The sequence below is a fragment of the Streptomyces sp. NPDC090106 genome (genome assembly GCF_044747265.1).
Taxonomy (GTDB): domain Bacteria; phylum Actinomycetota; class Actinomycetes; order Streptomycetales; family Streptomycetaceae; genus Streptomyces.
The window spans coordinates 167,506-192,086 of record NZ_JBIVDS010000012.1 but is presented as its reverse complement, the minus strand read 5'-3'; the positions used below and the strand labels follow the sequence as shown (position 1 = coordinate 192,086).

Sequence of the window (24,581 nt, the reverse complement as noted above, 5' to 3'; positions counted from 1 at the left end):
GGGTGGTGAGGGCAGAGGGGGTGGTGAGGGCGGAGGGGTGTCAGGCGTCGAGGGTGGTGCGGGTCGCGCCTTCCGGGCGGGCGTTCCGCAGGCGCAGCAGTTCGGCGCGCAGGTCCTCGTCGAGGGCGGCGTCGACGACGGTGAGCGCGAGGGCCTTGGCTCCGTCGAGGACGGCCGCGTCGGCCTCGGGGCTGGCCGCGGCGGCGGTGAAGTCGGCGTGGTGGCCGACCGCTTCGTGGCCCAGCACGGACACCAGAGGGTGGATGGAGGGCACGACCTGGGAGACGTTGCCCATGTCGGTGGAGCCGCCGCCGACGGTGTGTCCGGGGTCGAGCACGCGGCCCAGTCCGGTCAGGTTGCGGTTCCACAGCTCGGCGAGCCCGGCGTGCGGGGCCAGCGGCGCATAGGGGTGCTCGGTACGGCGGTGGGTCCAGGTGCAACCGGTGGCCACGGCGCCCGCCTCGAAGCAGGCGAGGACGCGCCTCCGCAGGTCACGCCATTCGTCCAGGTCGTAGGCGCGGACCTCCAGTTGGACGACGGCCCGCTCGGGGATGATGTTGGTGGCCTCGCCGCCGTGCGAGACGAAGGCGTTGACGTTGACCTCGGGGCTGAGCTGCTGGCGCAGCAGGCCGAGCGCGGTGAGTCCGATGGTGGCCGCGGCGCCCGCGTTGACGCCCTTGGTGGGGGCGCCGGCGGCGTGGGCGGCCCGGCCGGTGTACTCGATCTCCAGTCGCTCCACGGCCGTGCTGCGCATGGCGTCGCAGGGTGCGTCGGGGCCGGTGCTGCCGTGGGCCATCAGGGAGAAGGCGACGTCCTCCCACGCTCCGGCCAGGAGCAGGTCGACCTTGCCGCCGCCGTGCTCCTCGGCGGGCGTGCCGAGGAGCTTGACGCGCAGGCCGAGTTCCTCGGTCACCTGCGCCAGGGCCAGCGAGGCGCCGACGCCCATCGCGGCGATCATGTTGTGGCCGCAGGCGTGTCCGATGTCGGGCAGCGCGTCGTACTCGGCGCACACGGCGACGGTGAGTTCGCCGTCTCCGGTCACGGCCTCGACGGCGGTGGCCAGGCCGTAGGCGCCGACCTCGGTGGTGAATCCGGCGTTCTCGGCGGCTCGGGCGACGAGTGCGGCCGCGGCGTGCTCCTGGTAGGAGAGTTCGGGGTCGGCGTGGATCGCGTGGCTCAACGCGAGCAGTTCTCCGGCCCGTTCGTCGATCGCGTCCAGGACGCGGGCGCGCAGTTCTTCGGCGCGGGCGGTGCGGGCGCGGGCGGGTGCGGTGGTCATAGGGACTCCTGGTGGGTGAGGGGACAGGGAGGGAACCGGTCGGCGCAGGGGAGATCTGGTGGGACCGGGGCGGGACCAGCCGAGGGGCGGGTCCTGGTCAGCAGTAGGGGACGGTGACGGCGAGGCCGCCGTCCGAGGTCTCCTTGTAGCGGTGGGACATGTCGCGGCCGGTCTGCCGCATGGTCTCGACGGCGACGTCGAGGGAGACCCGGTGCTCGCCGGTGCCGCGCAGTGCCAGCCGGGCCGCCGACACGGCCGTACCGGCGGCGATCGCGTTGCGTTCGATGCACGGGATCTGGACCAGACCGGCCACGGGGTCGCAGGTGAGACCGAGGTGGTGTTCGAGGGCGATCTCGGCGGCGTTCTCGACGACCGCGGGTGTTCCGCCGAGGACGGCGCAGCAGCCGGCCGCGGCCATCGCGGCGGCGGAGCCCACCTCGCCCTGGCAGCCGACGTCCGCGCCGGAGATCGACGCGTTGCGGGCCAGCAGTCCGCCGATCGCCGACGCGGTGAGCAGGAACTCCGCGACGGTGTCCGTCTCGGGTGCGCCGGACGCCGTGAGGTGGTGGTGCAGGACGGCCGGGATGATGCCGGCGGCGCCGTTGGTGGGGGCGGTGACGACCCGGTGCCCGGCGGCGTTCTCCTCGTTCACGGCCATCGCGTACGCCTGGAGCCACTCCGGAGAGCCGGGCGGGGTCCGGTCGGCGCGCAGGGACGCTGCCAGCGCGCCCGCCCGCCGCGGGTGCCGAGGCCGCCGGGCAGTTCGCCGTGGGCGGCGAGCCCGGCGGTGACGCAGGCGCGCATCGCGGTCCAGCGGTCGGTCAGACCCTGGTCGAGGACGGCGGCGCCGTGGCGGGCCTCCTCGTTGCGGCGGGCGATCGTCGCGATCCCGCACCGCTCCTGCGCGCACCAGCCGAGGAGTTCGTCGGCCGAGGTGTACCGATACGGCAGGGTGTGCGTGGGAGCGGGAGCGGGCGGAGCGCCTTCTTCGACGATCGCGCCGCCGCCCACCGAGTAGTAGACCCGCTCGGTGAGGACGGTGTCGGCGCGCCAGGCCCGCATCCGCAGGGCGTTGGGGTGTCCGGGCAGCCGGACGCCGGGGACGAGACGGACGTCGTCCGTGCGCACCCGCACCCGTGTTCCTGCGGCCAGGAGCAGTTCGCCGCCCTCTCCCAGGTTCCGCCATCCGCCGAGGATCTCGGCGGGGTCGCAGGTCGCGGCGTCCAGTCCGCGCAATCCGGCGATCACCGCGTCGGGGGTGCCGTGTCCGATGCCCGTGGAGCCCAGGGAGCCGAGGAGTTCGATCTCCAGACGGTCGATCGGTTGTCCGTGCAGGGAGCGGGCGAAGGCCGCTGCCGCGCGCATCGGTCCCACGGTGTGCGAGGACGAGGGGCCGATGCCCACCGAGAAGAGGTCCAGGGCGGAGCGCAGTGGGGTGGCCGCGGTGGGAAGCAGGGTGTCCGTCGCGCTCACTCGGCCACCTCCGCCGGGGCGGACCCGCGGGTCACACCGAACGCCAGGACCGCGACGAGCAGGGCCAGTCCGGCACAGATCGACCAGACCACGACGTAGGAGGTCTCCGAGGCGATCGTGGCCGCCGTCCCGCCGCCCATCACCAGGGCCGACATGACGGCGGCGAACACCGCGCCCGCCACCGAACCGGCGACCGTGCGGGAGGTGTTGTAGAGCCCGGAGACGATGCCCACCGAGTCGCGGGGCGCGCGGGCCACGACGATCGTAGGCAGCTTGGCCGCCACGATCCCGCCGCCGATGCCCAGCCCGGCCTGCCAGACCAGGAACACGGCGAGCTGCTGGTGGAAGGCGGCGGTGGCCAGGAAGGAGGCGGCGGACACCAGTGCGCCGGTGACCAGCGTGCCGAGGTCGCCGATCCGGTCGGCCAGGCGGGCCGCCAGGGCCGTGCCGACGAACATGGCGCCGCCGAGGACCAGCAGCGCGGCGCCGAGAGCCGTGCCGGTCATCCCCAGGCCGTAGCCGGTCGCCTCCGCGGGCGTGCCGAGGAACAGGGCGTTGGGGGTGGCGCTGCCGAAGAGGTACGCGCCGAAGACGAACGCGGTCAGCAGCGGCAGGCCCTGTCCGCCCCGGCGGATCACGTCGAGGGACACCAGTGGGTGCTCGACGCGGTTCTCCACGCGCACCCACACCAGCAGAAGGGCGGCGCCGCCGAGCAGGCCGCCGAGGGTCAGCGGGTCGGTCCATCCCCAGCGGCTGCCGTTGCCGACGGCTCCGAGGAACAGGACCAGGCCCGCCCCGAGCAGTACGGCGCCCTGCCAGTCGATGCCGCCGGGCCGGCGGACGACCGTCTCCGGGACCAGGCGCACCAGCAGGGGCACGACCGCGATCATCATGACGGCGGGCAGCCACAGCGTCGTGGACAGGCTCAGGTACTGGCGGGCGACACCCGCCAGCAGCATGCCGAGGCTGGCACCCACCGTGAGCGATCCGACCAGCAGTCCGATCGCGCGGTCGGCGCGCTCCCCCGCCCGTTCCCGCACGATCGCGAACTCCAGCGGCAGGAAGGCGGAGATGGCTCCCTGGAGCACCCGGCCGACCAGCAGCAGGGTGAACGAGGGCGCGAGGGCGACGATCACCGACCCCAGGGCGACCAGTGACGCCGCCACGGCCAGCAGCCGCTTGTGGCCGTACACGTCGCCCAGCTTGGACAGCAGCGGTACGCACACCGCCGTGGAGAGCAGGGCGGAGGCGGTGATCCAGTTGGCGTCGGCCGAGGAGAGGCCGTACCGCTCGACGAAGCTGGGCAGCAGCGGCGAGATCCAGCCCTGGGTGATACCCGAGGCCAGTTCCATGACGACGAGGAAGCCGACGATCGAGGCGATACGCGCCGGGGCGGGCGCGGCGACGGCTGTGGAGGAGGGTGGACTGGTGGACATCCCGACACGCTCCGAGGGGATCTGACGACGGGGACGGGGGAACCATCGGCCTTTTCACGCCAGACACTCGTGGTCATGCAGGATTCGGCAGCGATATCCTGACTTCATGCACGATATGACTCCGCTGGACGACCTGGACCGGCGAGTTGTCCACGCCCTCCAGATCAACCCACGGGCGTCATGGGCCCAGGTCGGGGCGGTCCTGGGCGTCGACCCCGTCACCGCCGCCCGCCGATGGGAGCGGCTGCGCGACGAGGGCATCGCCTGGATCACCGCCTACGCCACCCCGGTCGGCGACCAGGGGCCCGCGGCACTCGTCGAGATCGACAGCGCGGGCCAGTCCCTGGAGATCGCCACCCGGCTCGTCGACGATCCCGAGTGCGCCACCATCGACATCACCTCCGGCGGACGCGACCTGCTGCTCACCGTGACCGCGGGCGACCGGGCCTCGCTGACCGAGTACCTGCTCCAGCGTCTCGGCACCCTCGACCGCGTCAGAGCCGTCCGCACCCACCTGGTCACCCGGGTCATCGCCGAGGGCGCGGGCTGGCGGCTCAGCTCCCTGACCGAGGCCGAACAGTCCCGGCTGCGCGAGAGCACCAGCGCCACGGCCCACGCCCATCCGCGCGCGCTCACCGAGGACGAGCGAGCGATTCTCGCCGAACTGGTCACCGATGGCAGGGCGCCCACCGCGAAGCTGGCCGAACGGACCGGCCTGAGCCCACGCCGAGTACGGGATCTGGTCCGCGACATGCTCCGGTCCGAGCGCCTCACCCTGCGCACGGAGCTCCAGGCCGAGGCCAGCGGATGGCCCGTCTACGCCTGGTTCTTCCTGCGGGTGCCGGCGGCGGCCTCGAACACCATCAGCCCTCGCCTGGGCGCGCTGCCAGAGGTCCGGACCGTGTTGCAGATCGCGGGCCCGAGCAACGTGATCATGGCCGTGTGGCTCAGGGAGCTCACCGACGTCAGCAGGCTGGAGGCGGCGATCGAGAGCCAGCTCCGGGACGTGGAGATCGTCGACCGGTCGGTCGTCCTCAGAGCCACCAAACGCATCGGCGTCGCCCTCGACCCCACCGGCCGCAAACTACACACCGTCCCCATGCACGCATGATCCACATGCCGCGACCGGGCCACTGACGGCGGGCGGCACGGGCGGCGTCCGTCCCGGTGGCGTGAGTGGCCGACGGCAAGGCCACCGACCAGGTCTCACGAGCGGTCCGCGCCGGGGACGTCACGGAGTCGGGCCATGGCCTGCTCCAATTCGTCGAAGGCGCGTTCCTCGTCACGCGGGCCCGCACGGGAGGCGGCAAGGACGCTGTCCCGCGCGGCACGGATGCGCGCATAGGCGTCGAAGCGGATGAGGACCTGGCGGATCGCGAGTTCCTGCGCCGTCGGTTCAGAGGGTGGGGTGTTCAGGGATGTCATCGCAGGCTTCTTGTCTCGTCGCACCGCTACGGGTGGGAAAGGGAGGCGTTTCCGTCAGGCGCCGCGTGTCCGGTTCATCGGAGGCAAGCGGGCTGAGGGCGAGGCACGGCTGACGACGAGTCGCGTGGCGCGGCGGCGGGCGCACGGCGCGACCGCCGGCGATGACCCGCGCCCCTCAGGGCGAGAGCATCGTGACGGGGAGGGTGTCTGAGCTGCATGGGAAGCCTTCCGGGCACGACGGACACGTCGCCGACCAGGCTTCCCGGCACACCACTCACGCCTGACTGCGCGATGAGCTGCCGCCACTCTATGCGCCGGGGCGGCCACCGGCATACACCCACCTGTACGGGCCCTCACCGGACGCGGAAGCGCAGTCGGCAGATGACGGCGTCCGTCTCACGCCGTACGGCGTGTGCGACCACCGCGCCCCGCTGGTTCTGGAGCAGCCGCTGCCACAGCCGGTCCGGCTCGGCCTCCGGGATCAGCACCGTCACGCGGGTATCGGGTTCCGCGGCCGTGACCTCCTGGACGTAGGCGGCGATGGGGCGGCCCAGGGAGCGCCGCTCGCACGGCAGCCGGACCAGCCGGACGCCCGGGTCCCAGTCGGCCCAGGAGCGTTCCAGGGCGTGCAGGGCGGCCCGGTCCTCGGCGTCGGGGTGGCAGACGGTGACCGCACGCACCTCGTCGCCGAGGGAGGCCGCCGCCGTCAGGGCCTCCGACGTCAGCCGGGACAGGGTCGAGACGGGGACGATCACCAGGGAGCGCTGGCGATGCGGGGGCTCGGGCACACGCCCCAGGCCGAGCCGCTCGCCGATCCGGTCGTAGGCCCGGTGGACGGCGACGAAGGCCACCACGAGCAGCGGCAGCATGACCACGATCAGCCAGGCGCCCTCCTGGAACTTCTCCAGAGTGACGACGACCGTCGCGACGCCGGTGAGCCCGGCGCCGAAGCCGTTCAGGAGCGTCTTGCCCCGCCAACGCGGCCCGCGTTCCAGGCGCCAGTGCCGGACCATCCCGACCTGGGCGACGGTGAAGCCGACGAAGACACCGATGGCGAACAGCGGCACGAGGGTGTTGGTGTCGCCGCCGGAGAACACCAGCAGCGCGGCCGAGACGAGGGCGAGAGCGAGCACCCCGTGCCGGTGGACCTGGCGGTCGGCCTTCAAGGCGAACACATGGGGCAGGTAGTTGTCGCGGGCGAGCAGTTTCAGCAGCACCGGCAGCCCGCCGAAGGACGTGTTGGCCGAGAGCGCGAGCAGGGTCGTCGTCGCGAACTGGATGACGTAGAAGGCCCAGTTGTGGCCGAGGGAGGCGTCCGCGAGCTGGGCGAGGACGGTGACGCCGTCGACCGGCTGGAGGTGGAAACGGCCGATCAGGACCGACAGGCCGATCAGCATCACGCCGAGGACGGCGCCGAGGGCGACCTCCGCCCGCTGAGCACGCTTGACGCGCGGCACGCGGAAGGAGCGGACGGCGTTGGCGATGGCCTCGACACCGGTGAGGGCGGCGCACCCGGAGGCGAAGGCCTTCAGGAGCAGCAGGGCGCCCACGGTGGTGGCGTTGCCGGCGAGCGCGGAGGCGTGCCCGTCCGCGGTGACCGTGCTGAGCGGCCCGGACCGGAACAGGCCGACCGCTATGAGCACGAGGACCGAGCCGACGAACACCGCGGTCGGCACGATGAAGACCCTGGCCGACTCGACGATGCCCCGCAGGTTCACCGCGGTGATCAGCACGAGCACACCGAGGCACAGCCACAGCCGGTCGTCGTAGAGGGCCGGGAAGGCGGAGGTCAGCGCGGCCACGCCGGCCGTGACCGCGACGGCGACGTTCAGGACGTAGTCCAGGACCAGGGAAGCCGCCGCGACCAGGCTGGTGCGCGCGCCCAGGTGCGTCCTGGCGACGGCGTACGACCCGCCGCCGTCCGGGAAGGCCGCGATCACCTGCCGGTAGGAGGCGACCAGCACCGCGAGCAGGCCCGCGATGGCCAGCGTCACCGGCAGGGTGAAGCCGAGGCCGTGCGCCCCGGCCGCCGCCAGCACCAGGACGATCGCCTCGGGCCCGTACGCCACCGACGCCATCGCGTCCAGGGACAGGGCGGCCAGGCCCGTGACCGCGGTGAGCCGGTGGCGTTCGCCGGTATCGGGCGGCTCTTCGCCGGCGGGGGCCGACCCCGGCTCGATGGTGAGGACGGACATCGGTGCGCGCTCCTTGTGTTCACAGGGCCGCCGCGCACCAGGGCTGAGGTGTGCACGGTGCATCAAGGGTGGGTCCGTGTCCCGGGGCGGCCGACCGCTCTTGGCGGCTTCTTCACGCCGGAACGGGCGGCATTGACGGGACCTTGACGGGACTCCCCGGTGCGCCCCCGGATCCCTCCGGAGCAGCGCCCATGACTGAGGCCGGACAGGGTGACGTCGCCCATAGCCCACAAAGGAGCCGACGGGAACCTTTTCCACTTGATCAGGTGAACATGCGGTCCTTCATTCGATCCTGCCCCGCTTTCCCAGGAAAGCTGAAGATCATCAGTGCGACCGGCGAGAAGGGGTGAACAGCGTGTCCGTGGACGTAGTACGGGAGTCGGCCGAGGCCGGACGAGTGGTGCTGTGGGAAGAGTCCGCACGGGACGGCGCACAGGCCAAGACCCTGATGTCGGCCGACTTCCGGGTACGGCTGGCCCGGCGGACGGGCGGGATGTTCGGAGCCGACGGCGCCCGGCACGTGGTGTTCGCGGCGGGCTTTCCCGCGGTCTGCGCCGAGGAGTACGAGGCCGTACGGCAGGTCACCGACGAGGCCGGTGACTCGGTGAGCGTCGCCGCCGTCTGCCGGGGCGCCGTCCGGGACGTCGAGCAGGCCGTCGCCTCCGTGCGGGGCGCCGCCCACCCGAGGATCATGATCGTGGTCCCGGCCTCCGAGGCGATGGCCCGGGTGATGACGCACCGGACGGCCGCGGAAGCCCTCACCATCGGCACCGAGCTGGTCAAGCGGGCCCGCGATCTGGACGATTCCGTCGCGGTGGACGTGTGCCTCGCCGACGCCGCCCGCGCGGACAACGCGCTCGCCGGGACGCACGCGGGGGCGATGACCGCGGCCGGGGCGGGTCTGGTGGTCCTCGCGGACACCGTGGGCGGTCAACTGCCCGACGCCTGCGGCACGATGTTCCGCGAGGTGGCCGCGGCGGCCGGAGCGGACACCGTGCTGGCGTCGCACCTCCACAACGACCTCGGCCTCGGCCTCGCCAACTCCCTCCAGGCGCTGCGCGCCGGGGTGCGCGTGCTGTCCGCTGCGTGGCTCGGCATCGCCGAACGCGCCGGGATGGTCGCCACCGAACAGCTTCTGCTGCTCCTCGCTCTCCACCACCGCGAACTACTGCGCCCCGAAGCGGATTTGTGGTGGACGGCACCCGACCTGACCCACGTCCCCGGGATCGCCGCCGACGTCTCGCGCGAGACGGGAGTGCCGCTCACCGTGACCACCCCGGTCGTCGGCACCGGCGTGGGAACCATCTCCACCGGCACGCCCTTCGTCCACCCGCAGCTCTTCCAGCCCTACGACCCGGCCGAGGTGCTCGGGACCCGACCCCAGGTGCTTCTCACCCAGTTGGCCAGCGCACGGGTGGTCACGGCGGTGGCCGCACGGCTCGGGCACACGCTGGAACGCGAGCAGACCACGGCCGCCATGGACTGGGCCAAGAGACGCGCCTTCCGCACCGGACAGGCCGTGATCGACGACGACGTCTTCGCCGCCTACCTCGACGGACTCGCCTCCCTCCCCGTTCGGAGCGCCCGATGAACTGCGCCGCCGTCACCCTCTCCCACGCGACGCGGGCGATCGGGGAGGGCTCCGCGGTGGTTCTGCCGAACCCCGCCCCGCTCACCCATGTGGTCACGGCCACCCGGGCCCGCGCCGTCAACGAGGCCAAGGGCCGCCCCGCGGACCAGGCCGTCGCCCTCTGGGCCCACCATCCCGACACCCTCGCCGCACTGCACGAGGTGTGGGAACTCAAGCCCGACGCGGCCCGGTTGGCGTGCCGACTCCTGGCGGAGGAGCGGCTGACGGTGCTCGTCCCGGTCTCCCCGGCGGCCTCCGACCGCTTCGGCCCCGCCGTCAAGGACGGCTGGATGCTGCTGTTCGGCGCCCGCTGGCAGCCGCTGCGCCCTCTCCTGGACGCCCATCCGGTGCTCTACGTCAGCAGCGCCAACCGCACCGGCGGCTCGCCCGCGGCCACCACCGCCGAGGCGCTGGAGATGTTCCCCGCCACCGTGTGCGTCCTCGAACTCCCGCGCCACCAAACGGAGTCCGTCACGCCGGGAGCCGATCGTGCCGCTCCCCGCCGGGCGACCACCACCGTGCGCCTCCACCCGGACGGCCTGACCGAACTGCACCGCCACGGCGCCCAGGACGCCGCCACCGGACCGGAGGAGTACCTGGAGAGCCTGCGTTCGCGCTACGCGGCGCCGGACCGCCCGACCTCCTGACCAGGGGCGCCTTCCGCCCGACCTCGCCCGGGAGGCGCCGAACCCGCGACCCCCGCAGCACCCGGGGGCCGCGGGTCACTGAGCGCCCTGTGGGGCCGTCGACGCCCCGGACATCATTTCTCGCACAACCGTTGACTATGGACATCCCTGTACCTACGCTCTCGCATGTCCATGGTTGTCCATACACAAAGTGGTGTGTCGATGAAGATCGCGGTTGTCGGAAGTTACGGTGCCGGCCTGACCATGCGGGTCCCCAAGGCGCCCGCTGCGGGAGAGACGGTCTCCGGCGGGACCTTCGCCCCGGGGCCCGGCGGCAAGGGCAGCAACCAGGCCGTGGCCGCCGCCCGGCTGGGCGCCGACGTCGCGCTCCTGACCGCCGTGGGAGACGACGACTTCGGCCGGGCGGCCCGGGAGCTGTGGCGTGCCGAGGGCGTCGACGCCGCCCACGTCGTCACCGGGCTGGCCCCCACCATGGTCGGGTTCATCCTGGTCGAGCCGTCGGGAGAGAACCGCATCGCCATCGCCCCCGGCGCCCTGGACGAGCTGGACGCCGCGGCCGTGGAGCGCTTCCGCCCGGAGATCGCCTCCGCCGACGTCCTCGTCGTCTCGATGGAGATCCCCGAGGACGCCGTCACCGCCGCGCTCCGCCTCGGGCGCGAGACCGGTACCCGCACCCTGCTCAACCCCGCCCCCGCCCGCCCGCTCCCCGACACGTGCTGGCCGCTGATCGACGTGATCACGCCCAACCAGACCGAGGCACCGGTCCTCCTCGGACTCGGCCCCGACCACGGACTCGGCGACGAGGACCTCGTCCGCGCCCTGCGGCGGCGCACCGGCGGGATCGCGCTCCTGACCCGGGGCGGCGAAGGAGCCCTCGTCGCCCAGGAGTCGGGCGTCACCGCGGTGCCCCCGCACCCGGCGGACGCCGTCGTCGACACCACCGGCGCGGGCGACTCCTTCACCGCCGCCCTCGCCGTTGCCCTGGCCGAAGGGCTGCCCGTCGAGCGAGCGGCCGGCTTCGCCGCGGCGGCGGGCTCCCACACCGTCTCCGTCGCGGGCGTCATCCCCGCCCTTCCCACCAGAGACCAGCTGAACGCCCGGATTGGAAACGCCTCGTGACCCTGACCACCTCCACCCCACCGGCCCCGGCGGCCTCACCGGGCCCCGCGTCCGCCCGGCAGCTCCCCGCGACGCTGCGCAAGCTCCTGCACGCCCGCGAGGCCGGTGTGTTCGCCGCGCTGGTCCTGCTGTTCCTGCTCGGCACCGTCCTCTCGCCGACCTTCGCCCAGTCCGACAACCTGCTCTCGGTGGGCCAGCAGATCGCGCAGATCGGCATCATGGCCGTCGGCGTGACCTTCGTGATCCTCAACGGCGAGATCGACCTCTCGGTGGGATCCACCTACGCCCTGTCCGCCATCTCCACCGGCATGCTCATATCGGACGGCTGGAGCTGGCCGGCCGCGATGGTCGTCGGACTCGCCGTGGGTGTCGTCGCCGGGCTCGTCAACGGGCTGGCCGTCGTGGTCCTCGGCGTCCCCTCCTTCATCGTCACCCTCGGCACGCTCAGCGTCTTCCGCGGTGTCGCGCTGCTCATCTCCGACGGCGCCCCGATCTCCCTGAGCTCCTCCCAGCCGGGCGTCGCCGAGTTCAACCTCCTCGGCCAGGGACGGCTGTTCGGCGTGGTGCCGATGCAGTTCGTCTTCTTCGCGGCCGTCGCCGCCATCGGCGTGGTCCTGCTGGCCCGTTCCCGCTTCGGCTTCAACACCTACGCGGTGGGCGGCAACCAGGAGGCCGCACGGCTCGTCGGCGTGAACGTCAAGCGGGTCAAGCTCACCGCGTTCGTCCTGTCCGGGTTCACCGCCGGCCTCGCGGGCGTCCTCGGCCTGTCCTTCCTCTCCTACGTGCAGGGCGTGACCGGTCAGGGCCTGGAACTCACCGTCATCTCGGCGGTCATCATCGGCGGCGCCGCCCTCTTCGGCGGCTCGGGCACGATGTGGGGCACCGTCATCGGCGTGGCCTTCATCGGCCTCCTCCAGAACATCCTCAACATCAAGGGCATCTCGTCCTTCTGGCAGACCGTCGTCACCGGCCTCGTCATCGTCGCCGCGGTCGCGGCCGACACCTGGCAGCGCAAGCGCAAGAGCCGCGCCTGAGCGCTCCGCCGGGCCCTCTCGCCCGCCCCCTGAGCCTCCTCGGTCTCCCTGCGCCCCCGGGCGCGGGCTCAGAACCCCTCACCCGGCGTGCCCACACCGCCGACCACCGCGCCCCACACGCCCGCTCCTGACGGAACCGGACGGGCCGCCGAGCCGCGCCGCCCGCCCCTCCCGGAGCACCTCACAGCCACACACCCGCATCCCGTCCCCGCCCCACCGCCGGACACGACAAAGGAGTCACCATGTCCCCGCGTTCCCTCCTCAGATCGCTGGCCGCCGCGACGGCCGGCACGGCAGCCCTCGCCCTCACCGGGTGCGGCGCCGTCACCGCCGCCGACTCGGGCGGTTCCTCCGACGGATCCTTCAAGCTCGCCTCGTACATCCAGCAGCGGATCGACGACGACAAGCCGATGCGGATCAAGCTGAGCTACCACGACCCGTCGCTCGCCTTCGCCACCCCGATCTCCGCGGGCATGAAGAAGGCCGGCAAGGAACTCGGCGCCGACGTCGCCCTGATCGGCCCCACCGGCGGTGACGCGGCCAAGCAGGTCTCCGAGATACAGACCCTCATCCAGCAGAAGGCCGTCGACGGTCTCGCCGTCTCCTCCGCGTCCAGCGACGCCCTGAAGCCGGTCATCAGCCAGGCCTACAAGGCGGGCATCCCGATCATCTCCTTCAACACCGACAACCCCGACTCCGAGCAGATGGGCTTCGTCGGCCAGGACCTGAAGGGCTCCGGCAAGTCCCAGGCCGAGGAGCTGCGCAAGCACCTCAAGGGTGACGTCAACGGCAAGTCCGTCGTGGTGTTCTCCGTGGACACCGGCGCCGGCTGGTCGCACGACCGCTTCTCCGGGTTCGAGGAGGGCATGAAGGGCAGCGGGCTGAAGATCGTCGGTCCGGTCAACGTGGGCAACGAGCCCAACGCCGCCTACAACACCGTCGAGTCGACGATGTCCGGGCAGTCCGGCGTGGTCGCCGTCGCGGGTCTGGACTGCTGCTCGACCACCGCCGCCGCCAAGTGGGTCGCGCAGTCCAAGCACTCCGACACCATCGCCATGGGCGGCTTCGACCTGCTGACGCAGACCGCCGAGTACGTCGACCGGGGCGTCCTGGACTTCACCATCAGCCAGAACCCCTCCGAGCAGGGCTACCAGGCCGTCAAGGTGCTCAACGACTTCCTGACCAAGGGGACGAAGATCAGCGGGGTGGACACCGGCGCCCAGTTCATCACCCGCGCCAACCTGAGCGACGCCACGGTGGAGGACTGATGTCCGCCACCCCGGAACGTCCCGTCGCGGCCTCGGCCCCCGAGCCGGGCCCGGTCGAGTCCACCGCCCCGGCGGCGAACGGGGACTCCGCCCCCGCCGTCCGCGTCACCGGCCTCTCCCGCAGCTTCGGCCCGGTCCGTGCCCTGCGCGACGTCAGCTTCGACGTCCCGGCCGGCGAGATCACCGCCCTGCTGGGCGAGAACGGCGCCGGCAAGTCGACCCTCCTGAAGATCCTGGCCGGCCTCCAGCCGCCCAGCGAGGGATCGGTGACCGTGTTCGGCGAGGAGGTCACCTCCTTCGACCCCGGCGCCATGCTCGGCCGGCACGGCGTCGCCATCGTCCCGCAGGAGCTGTCGCTGCTGCCCGACCGGACCGTCGCCGAGAACGTGCTCAGCGGTGTCGAGCCCGGCAGCCGCTGGTTCCCGAACCGGCGCCGGATGGCCGAGCGCACCGCCGAGCTCCTCGACCAGCTCGACCTCGCCGTCGATCCCGGCGCGGCCGTGCGCAGCCTGGACCTGGCCACCCAGCAACTCGTCGTCGTGGCCCGCTCCGTGGCCCGGGGCTGCCGGGTGCTGATCCTGGACGAACCCACCGCCATGCTCACCCCGGCCGAGGCCGACCGCCTGTTCGCCCTCATGGACCGGCTCAAGAGCGCGGGCACCACCATGCTCTACGTCTCCCACCGGATGCCCGAGGTGTTCCGTCTCGCCGACCACATCCAGGTCCTGCGCGACGGCGCCCACGTCGCCTCCTGGCGTGGCGCCGACACCACCCCCGACCGCGCCGTCGCCGCCATGGTCGGCCGTGAGCTGGGCCAGTTCACCCGCCGGGAGACGGTCCCCGCCGAACCCACCGCGGAACCGGTGCTGAAGGTGCGGGAGCTGAGCGGACGGCGCCACCGGGACGTCTCCTTCGAGCTGCGCCCCGGCGAGATCCTGGGCGTGGCGGGGCTGCCCGACTCGGGCCGGGTCGAACTGCTGCACAACCTCTTCGGCGGCGACCGCGGCACCGGCGGCAGCGTCGAACTCCTGGGCAGCCCCTATGAGCGCCGCAACCCGATCGCCAGCGTCGAGCGCCGGCTCGCCTTCGTCCCCGGTGAACGCCGCGCGCAGGGCCTGCTGACCACCATGAGCGTCGGCGAGAACATCGGCGCCCTCACCACCCGTACCTTCAGCCGCCTCGGGCTGCTGCGGCGCCGCGCCTTCGACGCGGCGGCCGGCGAGCAGGCCCAACGGCTGCGGGTGAAGACGGCCACCCTGGGCCAGCCCATCACCAGCCTGTCCGGCGGCAACCAGCAGAAGGCCGTCCTCGGCCGGTGGCTCGCCATCGACCCCGGTGTGCTCATCCTCGACGAGCCCACCCGCGGCGTCGACATCGGCGCCAAGGCGGAGATCTACGGCCGGCTGTTCGCGCTCGCCGAGGAAGGGCTCGCCATCCTCTGCTCCTCCTCCGACCTGCCCGAACTCCTCACCCTCACCGACCGGATCGCGGTCATGAGCGAGGGGCGCCTGGTGGCCGTCGTCGACACCGAGGACGCCACCGAGGAGTCCGTCATGGCCCTGGCCACCGGAACCAAGCAGGCCGCCGCCTGACCGGTCCGCACCCCGCAGTCCGTCCCCGGCACCCCGGCGCCTGACCGCCCCGGCCCGCTCGACCCGCTCGACCCGCTCGACCCGCCAAGCACGACCCACGAAAGGGACCACCATGAAGCGCTCCGGCATCCTCAACGCCGAACTGAGCGGAGCCCTCGCCACACTCGGCCACACCGACCTGCTGCTCGTCGTGGACGCGGGCTTCCCCGTACCGGCCGACGCGCACCGCATCGACCTCGCGCTCGCCGAGAACCTGCCCGACCTGCGCACGGTCCTCGGCCTGATCGCCGACGAACTCGTCGTGGAGGGCGTGGTGCGGGCCGAGGACGTCCCCACCCACAACCCCCGTCTCGACGCCTGGCTGCACGAACGCTTCGCCGACGCCGAGTTCACCACCCGCCCGCACGCCGAGGTCCTCGGCGACCTCGCCCGCAGCGCCAAGGTCGTCGTGCGCACCGGGGCCTTCGAGCCCTGGGGCAACATCGGCCTGTTCTGCGGAGTGGACGCGCCGCGCTGGTTCGGCGGCGAGGGCGTCGTCGTACCCGACACCTACGCGTCCCGGCTCTGACCACCGCCACCGCCGCTGCCACCGCCACAGTCACCGTCACCGCCACCGCGCGGTCCGTCGCCGGCGGTCCTTTCGCCGACAGGCCGGCCGCATCCGATCCCAGGGAGACCACCCCGTGTCCGAAACCACCGTCAGCGCCGTCGAACTCGACCTCACCCCGGCCGAGATGGCGCCGTACATCCAGCACACCAAGATCGACCCGGACGCCACGCGCGACGAGATGATCGCCCACGCCCGCGAGGCCGTCACGCACGGCTTCAACGCCGCCATGGTCCCCGCCTCCTGGCTGCCCCTGGTCGTCGGAGAGCTCCGCGGCACCGGTGTCGAGGTCGCCTCCGCCCTCGACTTCCCGACCGTCGGCGTGATGACCAGCTCCGGCAAGGCCGCCGAAGCCGCCGAGATCGCCCGCCTCGGCGCCGACCAGCTGGACATCGGCGTCCAGATCGGCTGGCTCAAGAGCGGCCGCTACGACGACTTCCGTGAGGACATCGCCGGTGTCGTCCGGGCCAGCGGCATACCCGTCAAGGTGATGCTGGAACTCCCCCTGCTCACCGACGCCGAGAAGGAGGCCGCCGTCGAGCTGTCGATGGAGGCCGGCGCCGCCTTCCTGAAGAACGCCAGCAGCGGTCAGATCGAGACGGCGAACCCGGCGAGCGTGGCGTACCTTGTCGAACGGGCGCGCGACGGGGTCCGGGTCAAGGCGTCCGGCTCCATCAAGACCTACCGGCAGGGGCTGGCCCTCCTGCGGGCCGGCGCATCGCTGCTCGGCACCAGCGCCGGTCTGTCCATCATCACCGACACCGGGGACGACACGACGGCCAGCTACTGACCCGCCACCACCGCCGTGTCCCGGCAGCCGCCGGGGCACGGCACCCCACGGCCGGAGCGACAGCCGTCCTCCGGCCCACCGGAAAAGGAGAAGCAACGACCGTGACGGCCGACAAACGGGAACTTCCGGACATCCAGCGTGACGTTCCCACGGCGATCCATGTCCAGATCTCGGAGCACATCCGACTGCGGATCGCCAGCGGCGACTGGCCGGCGCACTACCGCCTCAAGAGCGAGCCGGAGCTGGCCCAGGAGTTCGGTGTCAGCCGGGGCACCCTCCGGCGGGCCCTGACCACGCTGATCGAGGAGGGCCTGCTGCGTCAGGTCCGCGGGCGCGGCACCTTCGTCACCTCGACGACGATCGAACCCGCCATCGCCCAGAAACTCAGCACGCTCTCCGAGGACTTCGCCAGCCAGGGCATCGTCACCGCGACCACCGTGCGCGCGTGCTCGCTGATCGTCCCGCCCCGTCCCGTCGCCGCCCTGCTGGACCTCGCCCCCGCCACCCCGGTGCTGAGCCTGGTGCGGGTGCGCAGCACCGACCAAGGCCCGGTCGCGCTGCTCCACAACTTCGTCCGCACCGACCTCACGCCCGGCATCGAGAAGGTCGACTTCACCTCTGCCAGCCTCTTCGGCGTCCTGGAGGGCACCTACGGCCTCAAGATCGCCACGGCCCGGCGTACCTTCAGCGCGGAGGCGGCCACCTCCGAGGTGGCCGACGCGCTCGCCCTCGACGAGGGCGCACCCGTGCAGTACCTCCAGCAGGTCACCTACCTGGCCGACGACCGCCCCGTGGAGTACTCCGACGTCTGGATCCACAGCGGCCGGCTCCGCGTCACCTCCCTGCTGGTGCGCCGCTGAGACGACCGTCGAAACCTCGCGCCACACACCGCACCCCGGCCCGAGAGGCGGGGCCGGGGTGCGGTGGCTCGTGCTGCTGTGGACGGGTGAGTCGGCCGAGGGGTTGTGGCCGGGCGCGCGGGGCCGTCATGGACCGCATCGGCGACGGTGGGGCGTGTGCCCCCTGACGGCGCTGCCGGGCGCTCGGCCCGTGCCGCACTCACCCCTGTCCGGTATCCGGACTCAGCAGCTGGCGAGCCACTTGTGGGACCGCACCTTGACTCCGGGGCCACCGCTGACGCCTGGAGCCTTCTCGCCCTGTCCCACACAACCGAGGTACCCCGAGTAGCCCGCTGCGGAGTAGAGGCCGACCCCCTCGTACGAGGAGGAGGTCCCGTGGTTGTAGACCGACATGATGTTGCGGTCGTCCGCCCATGAACACGTCACGGACCCGCTGGTCCAGTCGCTGTCGGCGCTGCTCCAACTACACCGGTTGCCCGTGTAGTTGATCGCGTCCCAGACGCACAGGCTGCCGGACGGGCAGTCGCTCGCGGCGGCTTCGGCCGGGCTCGGCGCCAACAGGCTCACCGCCGCCACCGTGGCGGCGACGACGCTCGCGCTGAGAGCTCCACGGACTGCGCGTGATGTGACGTTCATTCAAGGTCCCTTTCCCATGAGTCGACCTTCCGGCGGAGAACACGTCCCGCGCCGGCCCCTCGGCGGTGCGTGGACCGATGGTGGAATGCGGGTCTTGCCGCGACCTTGCCGAAACCTTGTCCGACTGGAGCGGCGCCTGCCATGCCCGTGTCGTGCCCGCGCCGCGCCCGTCCCGCGCCCGTGTCGTGCCCGTGTCGTGCCCGTGTCGTGCCCGTGCTCTTTTGCCGAACCGGCAACAGTGATGGCGCACCGGTGGCACGGTCGGCGAGGGTGGGTCCGTGACCGACAACAGCGCAGCGGGACCGCCCGCCCCCGGCAAGGCATCGCCCACCGACGGATACCTCGGCGACCCGGCGGTCCAGGCGGAGTGGGACGACCGGTACGCCGTCCGGCAGCAACTGTGGAGCGGCGACGCCAATGGCGCTCTCGTGGCCGAGGCCTCCGAGCTGCCTCCCGGCCGCGTACTGGACGTCGGGTGCGGCGAGGGCGCCGACGCCATCTGGCTCGCGCGCCGCGGCTGGGACGTCACCGCCCTCGATGTCTCCGGCGTCGCTCTGGACCGAGCCGCCCAGCACGCGCAGGACGCCGGAGCCACGGTTCACTGGGTGCACGCCGGTCTCACCGACGCCACGCTCCCCGAGGCCGGCTTCGACCTGGTCTCCGCGCAGTACCCGGCCCTGCTGCGCACCCCCGACGTCTCGGCCGAGCGCGCCCTCCTCGCGGCCGTGGCACCCGGCGGTGTGCTCCTGCTCGTGCACCACGCGGGAATCGACACCCGGCAGGCGCTGGAGAACGGCTTCGATCCCGCCGACTACGTCTGGCCCTCCACGGTCGCGGAACTCCTCGACGACGACTGGCGGATCGAGGTCGACGAACGACGCCCACGCGTGGCACCCGACGGCGGAGCCGGCGCACACCACACCGACGACCTCGTGCTGCGCGCCCGCCGACTGCGCTGAAGCACGGGACCGCCGTGCACGCGTCGGCCACGGCGAGGACGGCCGGGAGCAGGACGCGCAGCGCCGCGATCACCTGCGGGACGCGAGGCCAGGACAAGCGACGGCCCTCCGGAACCGGGTTCCGGAGGGCCGTCGTCAGTTGGGCGTCACGCGGTCAGCACAGGCACGGGTCGGTCTCGTGGCCGAGCGCCAAGACGTCCTGGTCGCGCAGGGCGCCGGAGTAGACCTGCAGTTCGTCGACGTCACCGTGCAGATACTCGCCCCAGCCGTCACCGGCCGTGCCCCGGCCGATCTGGAGGGCACCGGAACTGTGCCAGCCGTTGGGCAGGGTCGCGGTGGCCCCGGCGTTGGTGTAGCCGTCCGCGTAGAGCTTGACGGAGTCCGTGGCGTCGTCGTAGACCACGACGAGCCGGTGGCCCTGGCCTTCGCCCCCGTCGGCGCCGGTGATCTGCGAGACCACCTTCTCCGGCGCGCCGGCCTCGTCGCGCTCGGGCACGACCAGCTGCCAGCTGTAGGTGGAGGGGTCGTAACGGACCTTGAAGGCGTCCGTGTGCTCGCCGGCCTGGGAGAGCACGGTCATCGGGTGGGCGGGGACGGCGTCCGTGAGGCGTACGACGACGCCGACGGTGAAGCTGTCCGCGGTGTCGACCACAGGTGCCTCGGCGGTGGCGTATCCGCTCTCCCCGTCCAGGGCCAGATGCCCGTCACCGACCAGCGGCGGAGGTACGTAGGGGCAGTCCGGGTCCAGCTCCGGCAGGCAGGAGTCGTCCGAGGCCCGGTAGATCGACGCACCGCCGCCGAGCCGCAGGGGTGTGCCGCCCGACTGCTCGGGGCTCACGCCGTCCGTGGCGTCCGTCAGCGACCAGTGACCGACCAGACTCGGCTTGCGCCATGCCTGCTCGGTCACCTCACCGGGCACCACGACACGGTCGTGGACGCGTACGTCGGCGACGTCGCCGTGCCAGCGGTCGCGATAGCCGGCGGTTCCGCGCGCACGTCCGACCTGGAAGGCACCGGCGGCCTCGGCGGGCGTCGCCGCCACCGTCTCTCCCGTCTCCTGTCCGTTGACGTACAGGTGTGCCAGTCCGGTCTCGGCGTCGTAGAGGCCCAGGAGGTGGGCCCACTCCCCCGTCTCGGGGGCACCGCCGGAGACCCGGGCCCCCGCGATGGCGAACGACCAGAGGGGACCGGACTCCTGGGCGCGCAGCCCGAGGGTGAATCCGGGTCCCGAGGCCGCGTCCTGGCTGGCCACGATCATGGTGCGGCCGGTCTCGGCCGGCCGTACCCAGGCACTGACGGCGAAGGTCTCACGGATGTCGGTGGCCGGGGCGTCCGGAGTGAGGAAACCGTGGCCGCTGCCGTCGAGGGCGACCGTGGAACTGGTCGAGGTGCCCGCGGGGGCCGGGCCGCCGAAGGTGACGCCGGTGCCGGCCCGGGCGGGCGCGCCGGTCTCGGCGGCGGCCGTACGGGACCCCGCCGCGTCGTCCAGCTTCCACCGCGCGACAGGGGCACGGCCCTCCTGCACGTTGAACTCGTAACGGACCTGCGTGCTGCCGCGTCCGGAGCGGTCGATGGCGCGGACCGTCAGGTTCTTGGGACCTGACGAGAGCGGGAGGTAGGACAGGGTCACGGCCCCACCGAGCCGGTCGGCGGTGGCTGTCCCACTGGGGCCGCCCAGGAAGCTGTACCTGTACGACACCACGTCGTCGGACGGCGAGTCGACCGTGAAGTGACCGTAGACGCCGACCCCGTCGACCCAGAAGACCTCGTCGGGGGTGGGGTACTCGGGCGAATCGACCGTCGGGGCATCGGGGTTCGTGTCGTCGACGACGAACGAACAGGCCGACCCGTCGCCCTCGTCGCTCCAGGAGGAGACGGCCTGACCGTCGTTCGCGCGGACGTGCCAGGAGACGACGGTGTTCGCGGGCAGATCGCTGGGCGTCGTCCAGTACTGACGCGACCCCGAGGAGAGGGTGATGGTGGTGTAGGTGCGACGCTGCTCGACGCCGTCGGCGTCCGTCCACCACGCCTCGAACTCGCCTGACAGCGGGCTGGACTCGCTGGGCTGGTTGTCCTCTTCCGGGTCGTACAGCACGGCGCTCAGCCTGGGCGCGGTCGGCACGTACACGGTGTCGTCACCCGTCGCGCAGGGCTTGTCCCCCGACTGGAGATCCGCGATGAGCGGTTGTTCCGGCGGCAGATTCTCCACTGCGTGCGCGGTGCCGACGGCTGAGGCAGCCAGTGCGACCACGCACGCTCCCACCGCCAGCCATCTTTTCCTGACGGTCTTCCCGACGTCGTTCAAGTTGCCCTCCCCTGTGAGCGATTGAGGCTCGTTGATCACTTGAGCCACCAGAAGCTAACAGGGGGCACCGACAGCGCCGAAAGGGTTTTCCCGCGCGCGACCGGCCTGGCCGGGAACCGGGGCAGGGGCCGGTCGCGCCCGCGATGACTCTTTCGCATACAGGTGAAGGTGTTCACACCCCGGCGGTGGTCCGCCCCTGCGGCTCCTCGCCGGATGTCTCGGATGCGACAGGCCAACGGCAGGCCCTCTGAGCGCACTTGTCGCACCCTCTTGGGGAGTCCCCCCCCCGGCCGGTCGGCGGCACACCGCGAGGCGGGTCCCGGCACACCTTGCGTCGCCCGGGAGCACACGTCCCGCTGCCGCGGGTGCGCTAGGCGCCAGGGTGAATCCCGGAATCCCTCCGGCTCCTGCGCCCGGGCTGGCCCTTCTCCCGGCGTCACTGTTTGAATGCGTCCATGCCAAGCGCCTTGCTGATCGTCATCTGGTTCTCCTTCGGTGTCGTGATGTCCGCCTGGATTCTGCACGGTCGGCAGGACAGACTCACCGCCCGTTTCATCGATGGCCGGCGCGTCACGATCACTTGCCGGATCTGTCCGGAGGGATCCGATCGCTGGGAGCGTGGCACCTTCGTGATCGAGAGGGGCACTTGGTCGTGGGAGCCCCATCCGTCCAACTCCCGCGGCCGGAACCTGCCCGCGGACGCACGCATAGTGAGAATCCGTAAGACCGAGGGCCGGGAGCGGAACCGGATGCACTACCGCATGTTGATCGTGGAGTGCGTCTCCGGCGAGGGCGGCGTACGCCTGGCCGTGGAGCCCGGCCACCTGGAGCACGTGGTCATGAAGCTCGCGCCGACCGGCTACGAGGTCTCCAGGCCCGGCGCCGACCTGGAATAGAAGCGCTCCTCGTGTCCACGCCCTTGGCCTCGGGACCCGATGCCCCGAGGCCCGGTCAGGTCGTGGCCCCCGTCGCCAGGTCGAGGGCGATGTCGATGATCACGTCCTCCTGGCCGCCGACCATGCCGCGTCGGCCCGCCTCCACCAGGATCGTCCGGGTGTCGACCCCGTGCCGTCGTGCGGCGGCCTCGGCATGGCGCAGGAAGCTGGAGTAGACGCCCGCGTAGCCGAGGGTGAGGGTCTCCCGGTCGACGCGGACCTCGCGGTCCTGGAGCGGGCGCACGATGTCGTCGGCGGCGTCCATGAGGGGGAACAGCTCGCAGCCGTGCTCCCAGCCCATCAGGTCGGCGACCGCGATGAACGCCTCCAGGGGGCAGTTGCGGGCGCCCGCGCCCTGGCCCGCGAGGGAGGCGTCGACCCGGGTGACGCCGTTCTCCACGGCGACGACGGAGTTGGCGACGCCCAGGCCGAGGTCGCCACCGTGCCACTCCCGGACAGCGCGGCAGCGGCCCGAGAAGCGGCGCATGCCTTGGACCCAGCGGGCGCCGACGGCGTCACCCTCCTCGCCAACAACGCGGGCGGGTACCTGGGAGCTTCCGGCCAGGACGAGTTGTGGCACACGCTGGACGAACGCGGCGCGGTGGTGTTCGTCCACCCCGCCGAACTCCCGGTTCCCGCGGTCGACGCATACCGCCCTTCGCCGCCGACTTCCTCCTCGACACCACCCGCGCCGCCTATCTCCTGGTGCGCAACGGCGTGATCCGGCGGTTCCCCCGCATCAGGTTCATCCTCGGTCACGCCGGTGGATTCGTGCCGTACGCCTCCCACCGGATGGCCATCACCATCGCCGCCGACGCCGGTCGCAGCCCGTTGGACGTCCTGGACGACTTCCGCTCCTTCTGCATCGACACCGCCCTCTCCTCCAGTGCCGCCGCGAGAGTGGCGTTCAAACTCGTCCAGCCCGGAACGGACTGAGGACCGCGGCACGGAAGATCCGGGCCGATCGGACGTGAGGCATGACCGATCGGCCGGGCGGCATGGCAGGTCGGACCCGAGGCATGGCCAGTCGGCCGGGAGGTATGGCCGGTCGGCAGACGGCAGGCCGGAGATCGCGGGCTAGCGTCCTTCTCGGCAGGTGACACCACCGAGAGGGAGACACCCCGATGGATCAGCGAATGTCCGACCACGACACCGGCATGACCACCGAGTTCGAGAAGGACGTCGTCAAGCTCGTGCTGGAGGCGATGCGCACGGTCGACAGGCAGGAACGCGAGGACGTCGGTACGGAGAGCCTGCTGTACGCGCTCGTGTCGGGTGACTGGGCCGCGGGTTCCGCGATCGCACCCGGGATGAGGGCCTCCGGCTCGCTCGGTGGTGCGATCGGCTCCCGGGGCACATCCGTGTGGGTCAGCGAGGACGCGGGGGACGGCACGACGGGCAGCCCGGCCGACGAGCAGGAGATCGACGCGTTCCTGCGGGAGGTCCGGCTGGAGGAACTCAAGAGGCTGCGCGGGAAGAGACAGAAGGAGGAACCGGGGCAGGAGCCCGAACACCGTGAACTGCCGCCGATGACGGGGGCGTTGCGGGCCTGCCTGCGCAAGGCCCTGGAGGCCGCGCGGGAGGAGGGCACCGTCTCCGTGCGCGTCCGGCATGTGGCGCGCGCACTGGTCGGGCTGCCCGATACACGGGCCCGCGAGGCCATGGTGCTGGAGAGGGTCGATGTCCCGGCTGCCTCTACGGCGCTCGACGCGCTGCGGGGCGGCGACGAAGTCCCCGAGCCCAACTCGGTGATGATCCTGCGCAAGGCGGGGACGTTCGGCAAGAGCGGCAATCCGCTGACCCGGAAGTTCACCGCCTGGATATTCGGGGGCGGCGCCGGGTTCGGTTCCGCGGTCGTGGGTGCGGTGCGGATCGAGGCACCACGGGGGGCGGCGCGGCGGGGGGCGTCGGAGGTCGAGCCCGTCGATGTGCTGCTGGGCATTCTGGCGCTGGAGCGGTCGTTGACCGTCGCGGGCCGTGAGCTGCCCGCGACGCTGACGGAGGCGAACCAGGGGGCCGCGCTCCTGCGTCGGCACGGCGTACGACAGGATGCTGTCGCCCAGGTACTGCTTCCGACCGCCGGGGTGACGCGGAAGGAGCCCCAGGAGGTGCACGCCCACGCCGACTTCGAGCGACGGCTCCTGCACGTCGCCCAGTTCACCGCCGCCGCTCAGGGCTCGCCCACGGTCGGTACGACCCACCTGCTGGCCGCGCTGCTGGACAAGGGGACGGATGCGGAGTCCGCGGCGGAGATCGAACGCGTGCTGACCGAGAGCGGAGCGGACATCGCCGGGCTGCGGGCGGAGCCGGTGCTCCGGTTCCCGGGCGGAGCGGCACCGACACCCTGACACACCTGCACCCGTGCCTGTGTCCGCACCCGTACCTGTGTCC

Annotated in this window: 20 protein-coding genes and 2 pseudogenes; 14 read left to right on the top strand and 8 right to left on the bottom strand. The window is 72.3% G+C overall.

Annotated elements, in window-relative coordinates; all coding sequences use genetic code 11:
* Positions 1 to 40: 40 nt before the first annotated feature.
* From ACIPSE_RS33900 to ACIPSE_RS33890, 3 genes and pseudogenes are all read right to left on the bottom strand, one after another.
* Positions 41 to 1,279, bottom strand: a complete 1,239-nt coding sequence (locus tag ACIPSE_RS33900; RefSeq protein ID WP_401670318.1) for an amidohydrolase — start codon at positions 1,277 to 1,279, stop codon at positions 41 to 43.
* 97 nt (positions 1,280 to 1,376) lie between these two features.
* Positions 1,377 to 2,710, bottom strand: a pseudogene (locus tag ACIPSE_RS33895) (L-serine ammonia-lyase).
* 38 nt (positions 2,711 to 2,748) lie between these two features.
* Positions 2,749 to 4,188 (bottom strand): MFS transporter, encoded by a 1,440-nt coding sequence (locus tag ACIPSE_RS33890; RefSeq protein ID WP_401670316.1) that lies wholly within the window; start codon positions 4,186 to 4,188, stop codon positions 2,749 to 2,751.
* A 106-nt stretch (positions 4,189 to 4,294) separates the two neighbouring features.
* Between ACIPSE_RS33890 and ACIPSE_RS33885 the strand changes: the two genes are divergently transcribed.
* Positions 4,295 to 5,299 carry an Lrp/AsnC family transcriptional regulator gene (locus ACIPSE_RS33885; RefSeq protein WP_401670314.1) on the top strand — a complete coding sequence of 335 codons (1,005 nt, stop codon included), beginning with the start codon at positions 4,295 to 4,297 and terminating at the stop codon, positions 5,297 to 5,299.
* A gap of 95 nt (positions 5,300 to 5,394) precedes the next feature.
* Here ACIPSE_RS33885 and ACIPSE_RS33880 read toward each other — a convergent pair whose 3' ends face one another.
* Entirely contained in the window at positions 5,395 to 5,613 is a 219-nt protein-coding gene (locus ACIPSE_RS33880) for a hypothetical protein (protein ID WP_401670311.1), read from the bottom strand.
* A gap of 353 nt (positions 5,614 to 5,966) precedes the next feature.
* Positions 5,967 to 7,808 (bottom strand): APC family permease, encoded by a 1,842-nt coding sequence (locus ACIPSE_RS33875; RefSeq protein ID WP_401670308.1) that lies wholly within the window; start codon positions 7,806 to 7,808, stop codon positions 5,967 to 5,969.
* Between the two features lie 355 nt (positions 7,809 to 8,163).
* Here ACIPSE_RS33875 and ACIPSE_RS33870 point away from each other — a divergent pair, with 355 nt between their 5' ends.
* From ACIPSE_RS33870 to ACIPSE_RS33830, 9 genes are all read left to right on the top strand, one after another.
* The gene (locus ACIPSE_RS33870; RefSeq protein WP_401670306.1) at positions 8,164 to 9,399 is read left to right on the top strand and encodes a 2-isopropylmalate synthase; all 1,236 of its coding nucleotides are present in this window, start codon (positions 8,164 to 8,166) and stop codon (positions 9,397 to 9,399) included.
* Positions 9,396 to 10,085, top strand: coding sequence for a hypothetical protein (locus ACIPSE_RS33865; protein WP_401670303.1), 690 nt, complete (start codon positions 9,396 to 9,398; stop codon positions 10,083 to 10,085). The genes ACIPSE_RS33870 and ACIPSE_RS33865 overlap by 4 nt, the downstream gene beginning before the upstream one ends.
* A gap of 201 nt (positions 10,086 to 10,286) precedes the next feature.
* Positions 10,287 to 11,204, top strand: coding sequence for a ribokinase (locus tag ACIPSE_RS33860; RefSeq protein WP_401670300.1), 918 nt, complete (start codon positions 10,287 to 10,289; stop codon positions 11,202 to 11,204).
* Positions 11,201 to 12,238: an ABC transporter permease gene (locus ACIPSE_RS33855; protein ID WP_401670297.1), complete on the top strand. Its 1,038-nt coding sequence runs from the start codon at positions 11,201 to 11,203 to the stop codon at positions 12,236 to 12,238. Before ACIPSE_RS33860 ends, ACIPSE_RS33855 begins: the two co-directional genes overlap by 4 nt.
* A gap of 242 nt (positions 12,239 to 12,480) precedes the next feature.
* Positions 12,481 to 13,506, top strand: coding sequence for a sugar ABC transporter substrate-binding protein (locus ACIPSE_RS33850; RefSeq protein WP_401670294.1), 1,026 nt, complete (start codon positions 12,481 to 12,483; stop codon positions 13,504 to 13,506).
* A complete protein-coding gene (locus tag ACIPSE_RS33845; RefSeq protein WP_401670292.1) occupies positions 13,506 to 15,098 on the top strand; it encodes a sugar ABC transporter ATP-binding protein in 1,593 nt (530 codons plus the stop codon). The genes ACIPSE_RS33850 and ACIPSE_RS33845 overlap by 1 nt, the downstream gene beginning before the upstream one ends.
* 112 nt (positions 15,099 to 15,210) lie before the next feature.
* Positions 15,211 to 15,666, top strand: a complete 456-nt coding sequence (rbsD, locus tag ACIPSE_RS33840) for a D-ribose pyranase (RefSeq protein ID WP_401670289.1) — start codon at positions 15,211 to 15,213, stop codon at positions 15,664 to 15,666.
* A gap of 166 nt (positions 15,667 to 15,832) precedes the next feature.
* Positions 15,833 to 16,495, top strand: coding sequence for a deoxyribose-phosphate aldolase (deoC, locus tag ACIPSE_RS33835; RefSeq protein ID WP_401670609.1), 663 nt, complete (start codon positions 15,833 to 15,835; stop codon positions 16,493 to 16,495).
* A 101-nt stretch (positions 16,496 to 16,596) separates the two neighbouring features.
* Positions 16,597 to 17,355 (top strand): GntR family transcriptional regulator, encoded by a 759-nt coding sequence (locus ACIPSE_RS33830; protein ID WP_401670287.1) that lies wholly within the window; start codon positions 16,597 to 16,599, stop codon positions 17,353 to 17,355.
* Positions 17,356 to 17,577: 222 nt separating this feature from the next.
* Here ACIPSE_RS33830 and ACIPSE_RS33825 read toward each other — a convergent pair whose 3' ends face one another.
* The gene (locus tag ACIPSE_RS33825; RefSeq protein ID WP_401670285.1) at positions 17,578 to 17,991 is read right to left on the bottom strand and encodes a peptidase inhibitor family I36 protein; all 414 of its coding nucleotides are present in this window, start codon (positions 17,989 to 17,991) and stop codon (positions 17,578 to 17,580) included.
* Positions 17,992 to 18,269: 278 nt separating this feature from the next.
* Here ACIPSE_RS33825 and ACIPSE_RS33820 point away from each other — a divergent pair, with 278 nt between their 5' ends.
* A complete protein-coding gene (locus ACIPSE_RS33820; protein ID WP_401670282.1) occupies positions 18,270 to 18,950 on the top strand; it encodes a class I SAM-dependent methyltransferase in 681 nt (226 codons plus the stop codon).
* A gap of 154 nt (positions 18,951 to 19,104) precedes the next feature.
* Here the strand turns inward: ACIPSE_RS33820 and ACIPSE_RS33815 are convergent, their stop codons facing one another.
* A complete protein-coding gene (locus ACIPSE_RS33815; RefSeq protein WP_401670279.1) occupies positions 19,105 to 21,255 on the bottom strand; it encodes a LamG-like jellyroll fold domain-containing protein in 2,151 nt (716 codons plus the stop codon).
* Positions 21,256 to 21,965: 710 nt separating this feature from the next.
* On the opposite strand from ACIPSE_RS33815, the gene ACIPSE_RS33810 reads away from it, so the two are divergent.
* The gene (locus tag ACIPSE_RS33810) at positions 21,966 to 22,151 is read left to right on the top strand and encodes a hypothetical protein (RefSeq protein WP_401670277.1); all 186 of its coding nucleotides are present in this window, start codon (positions 21,966 to 21,968) and stop codon (positions 22,149 to 22,151) included.
* Between the two features lie 55 nt (positions 22,152 to 22,206).
* On the opposite strand, the pseudogene ACIPSE_RS33805 reads toward ACIPSE_RS33810, so the two are convergent.
* Positions 22,207 to 22,626 (bottom strand): annotated as a pseudogene (locus ACIPSE_RS33805) (4-hydroxy-2-oxovalerate aldolase); the annotation flags it as partial.
* A 269-nt stretch (positions 22,627 to 22,895) separates the two neighbouring features.
* Between ACIPSE_RS33805 and ACIPSE_RS33800 the strand changes: the two are divergent.
* Both ACIPSE_RS33800 and ACIPSE_RS33795 read left to right on the top strand, forming a co-directional pair.
* Positions 22,896 to 23,126, top strand: a complete 231-nt coding sequence (locus tag ACIPSE_RS33800) for a hypothetical protein (protein WP_401670274.1) — start codon at positions 22,896 to 22,898, stop codon at positions 23,124 to 23,126.
* A 188-nt stretch (positions 23,127 to 23,314) separates the two neighbouring features.
* Entirely contained in the window at positions 23,315 to 24,538 is a 1,224-nt protein-coding gene (locus ACIPSE_RS33795; RefSeq protein ID WP_401670271.1) for a hypothetical protein, read from the top strand.
* Positions 24,539 to 24,581: the final 43 nt, after the last annotated feature.

Coding starts and splice junctions, on each gene's coding strand:
- ACIPSE_RS33845 (WP_401670292.1), top strand. CDS start 13,506: ATGTCCGCCACCCCGGAACGTCCCGTCGCGGCCTCGGCCCCCGAGCCG.
- ACIPSE_RS33900 (WP_401670318.1), bottom strand. CDS start 1,279: ATGACCACCGCACCCGCCCGCGCCCGCACCGCCCGCGCCGAAGAACTG.
- rbsD (WP_401670289.1), top strand. CDS start 15,211: ATGAAGCGCTCCGGCATCCTCAACGCCGAACTGAGCGGAGCCCTCGCC.
- deoC (WP_401670609.1), top strand. CDS start 15,833: ATGGCGCCGTACATCCAGCACACCAAGATCGACCCGGACGCCACGCGC.
- ACIPSE_RS33795 (WP_401670271.1), top strand. CDS start 23,315: ATGGATCAGCGAATGTCCGACCACGACACCGGCATGACCACCGAGTTC.
- ACIPSE_RS33885 (WP_401670314.1), top strand. CDS start 4,295: ATGCACGATATGACTCCGCTGGACGACCTGGACCGGCGAGTTGTCCAC.
- ACIPSE_RS33850 (WP_401670294.1), top strand. CDS start 12,481: ATGTCCCCGCGTTCCCTCCTCAGATCGCTGGCCGCCGCGACGGCCGGC.
- ACIPSE_RS33860 (WP_401670300.1), top strand. CDS start 10,287: ATGAAGATCGCGGTTGTCGGAAGTTACGGTGCCGGCCTGACCATGCGG.
- ACIPSE_RS33880 (WP_401670311.1), bottom strand. CDS start 5,613: ATGACATCCCTGAACACCCCACCCTCTGAACCGACGGCGCAGGAACTC.
- ACIPSE_RS33825 (WP_401670285.1), bottom strand. CDS start 17,991: ATGAACGTCACATCACGCGCAGTCCGTGGAGCTCTCAGCGCGAGCGTC.
- ACIPSE_RS33890 (WP_401670316.1), bottom strand. CDS start 4,188: ATGTCCACCAGTCCACCCTCCTCCACAGCCGTCGCCGCGCCCGCCCCG.
- ACIPSE_RS33875 (WP_401670308.1), bottom strand. CDS start 7,808: ATGTCCGTCCTCACCATCGAGCCGGGGTCGGCCCCCGCCGGCGAAGAG.
- ACIPSE_RS33865 (WP_401670303.1), top strand. CDS start 9,396: ATGAACTGCGCCGCCGTCACCCTCTCCCACGCGACGCGGGCGATCGGG.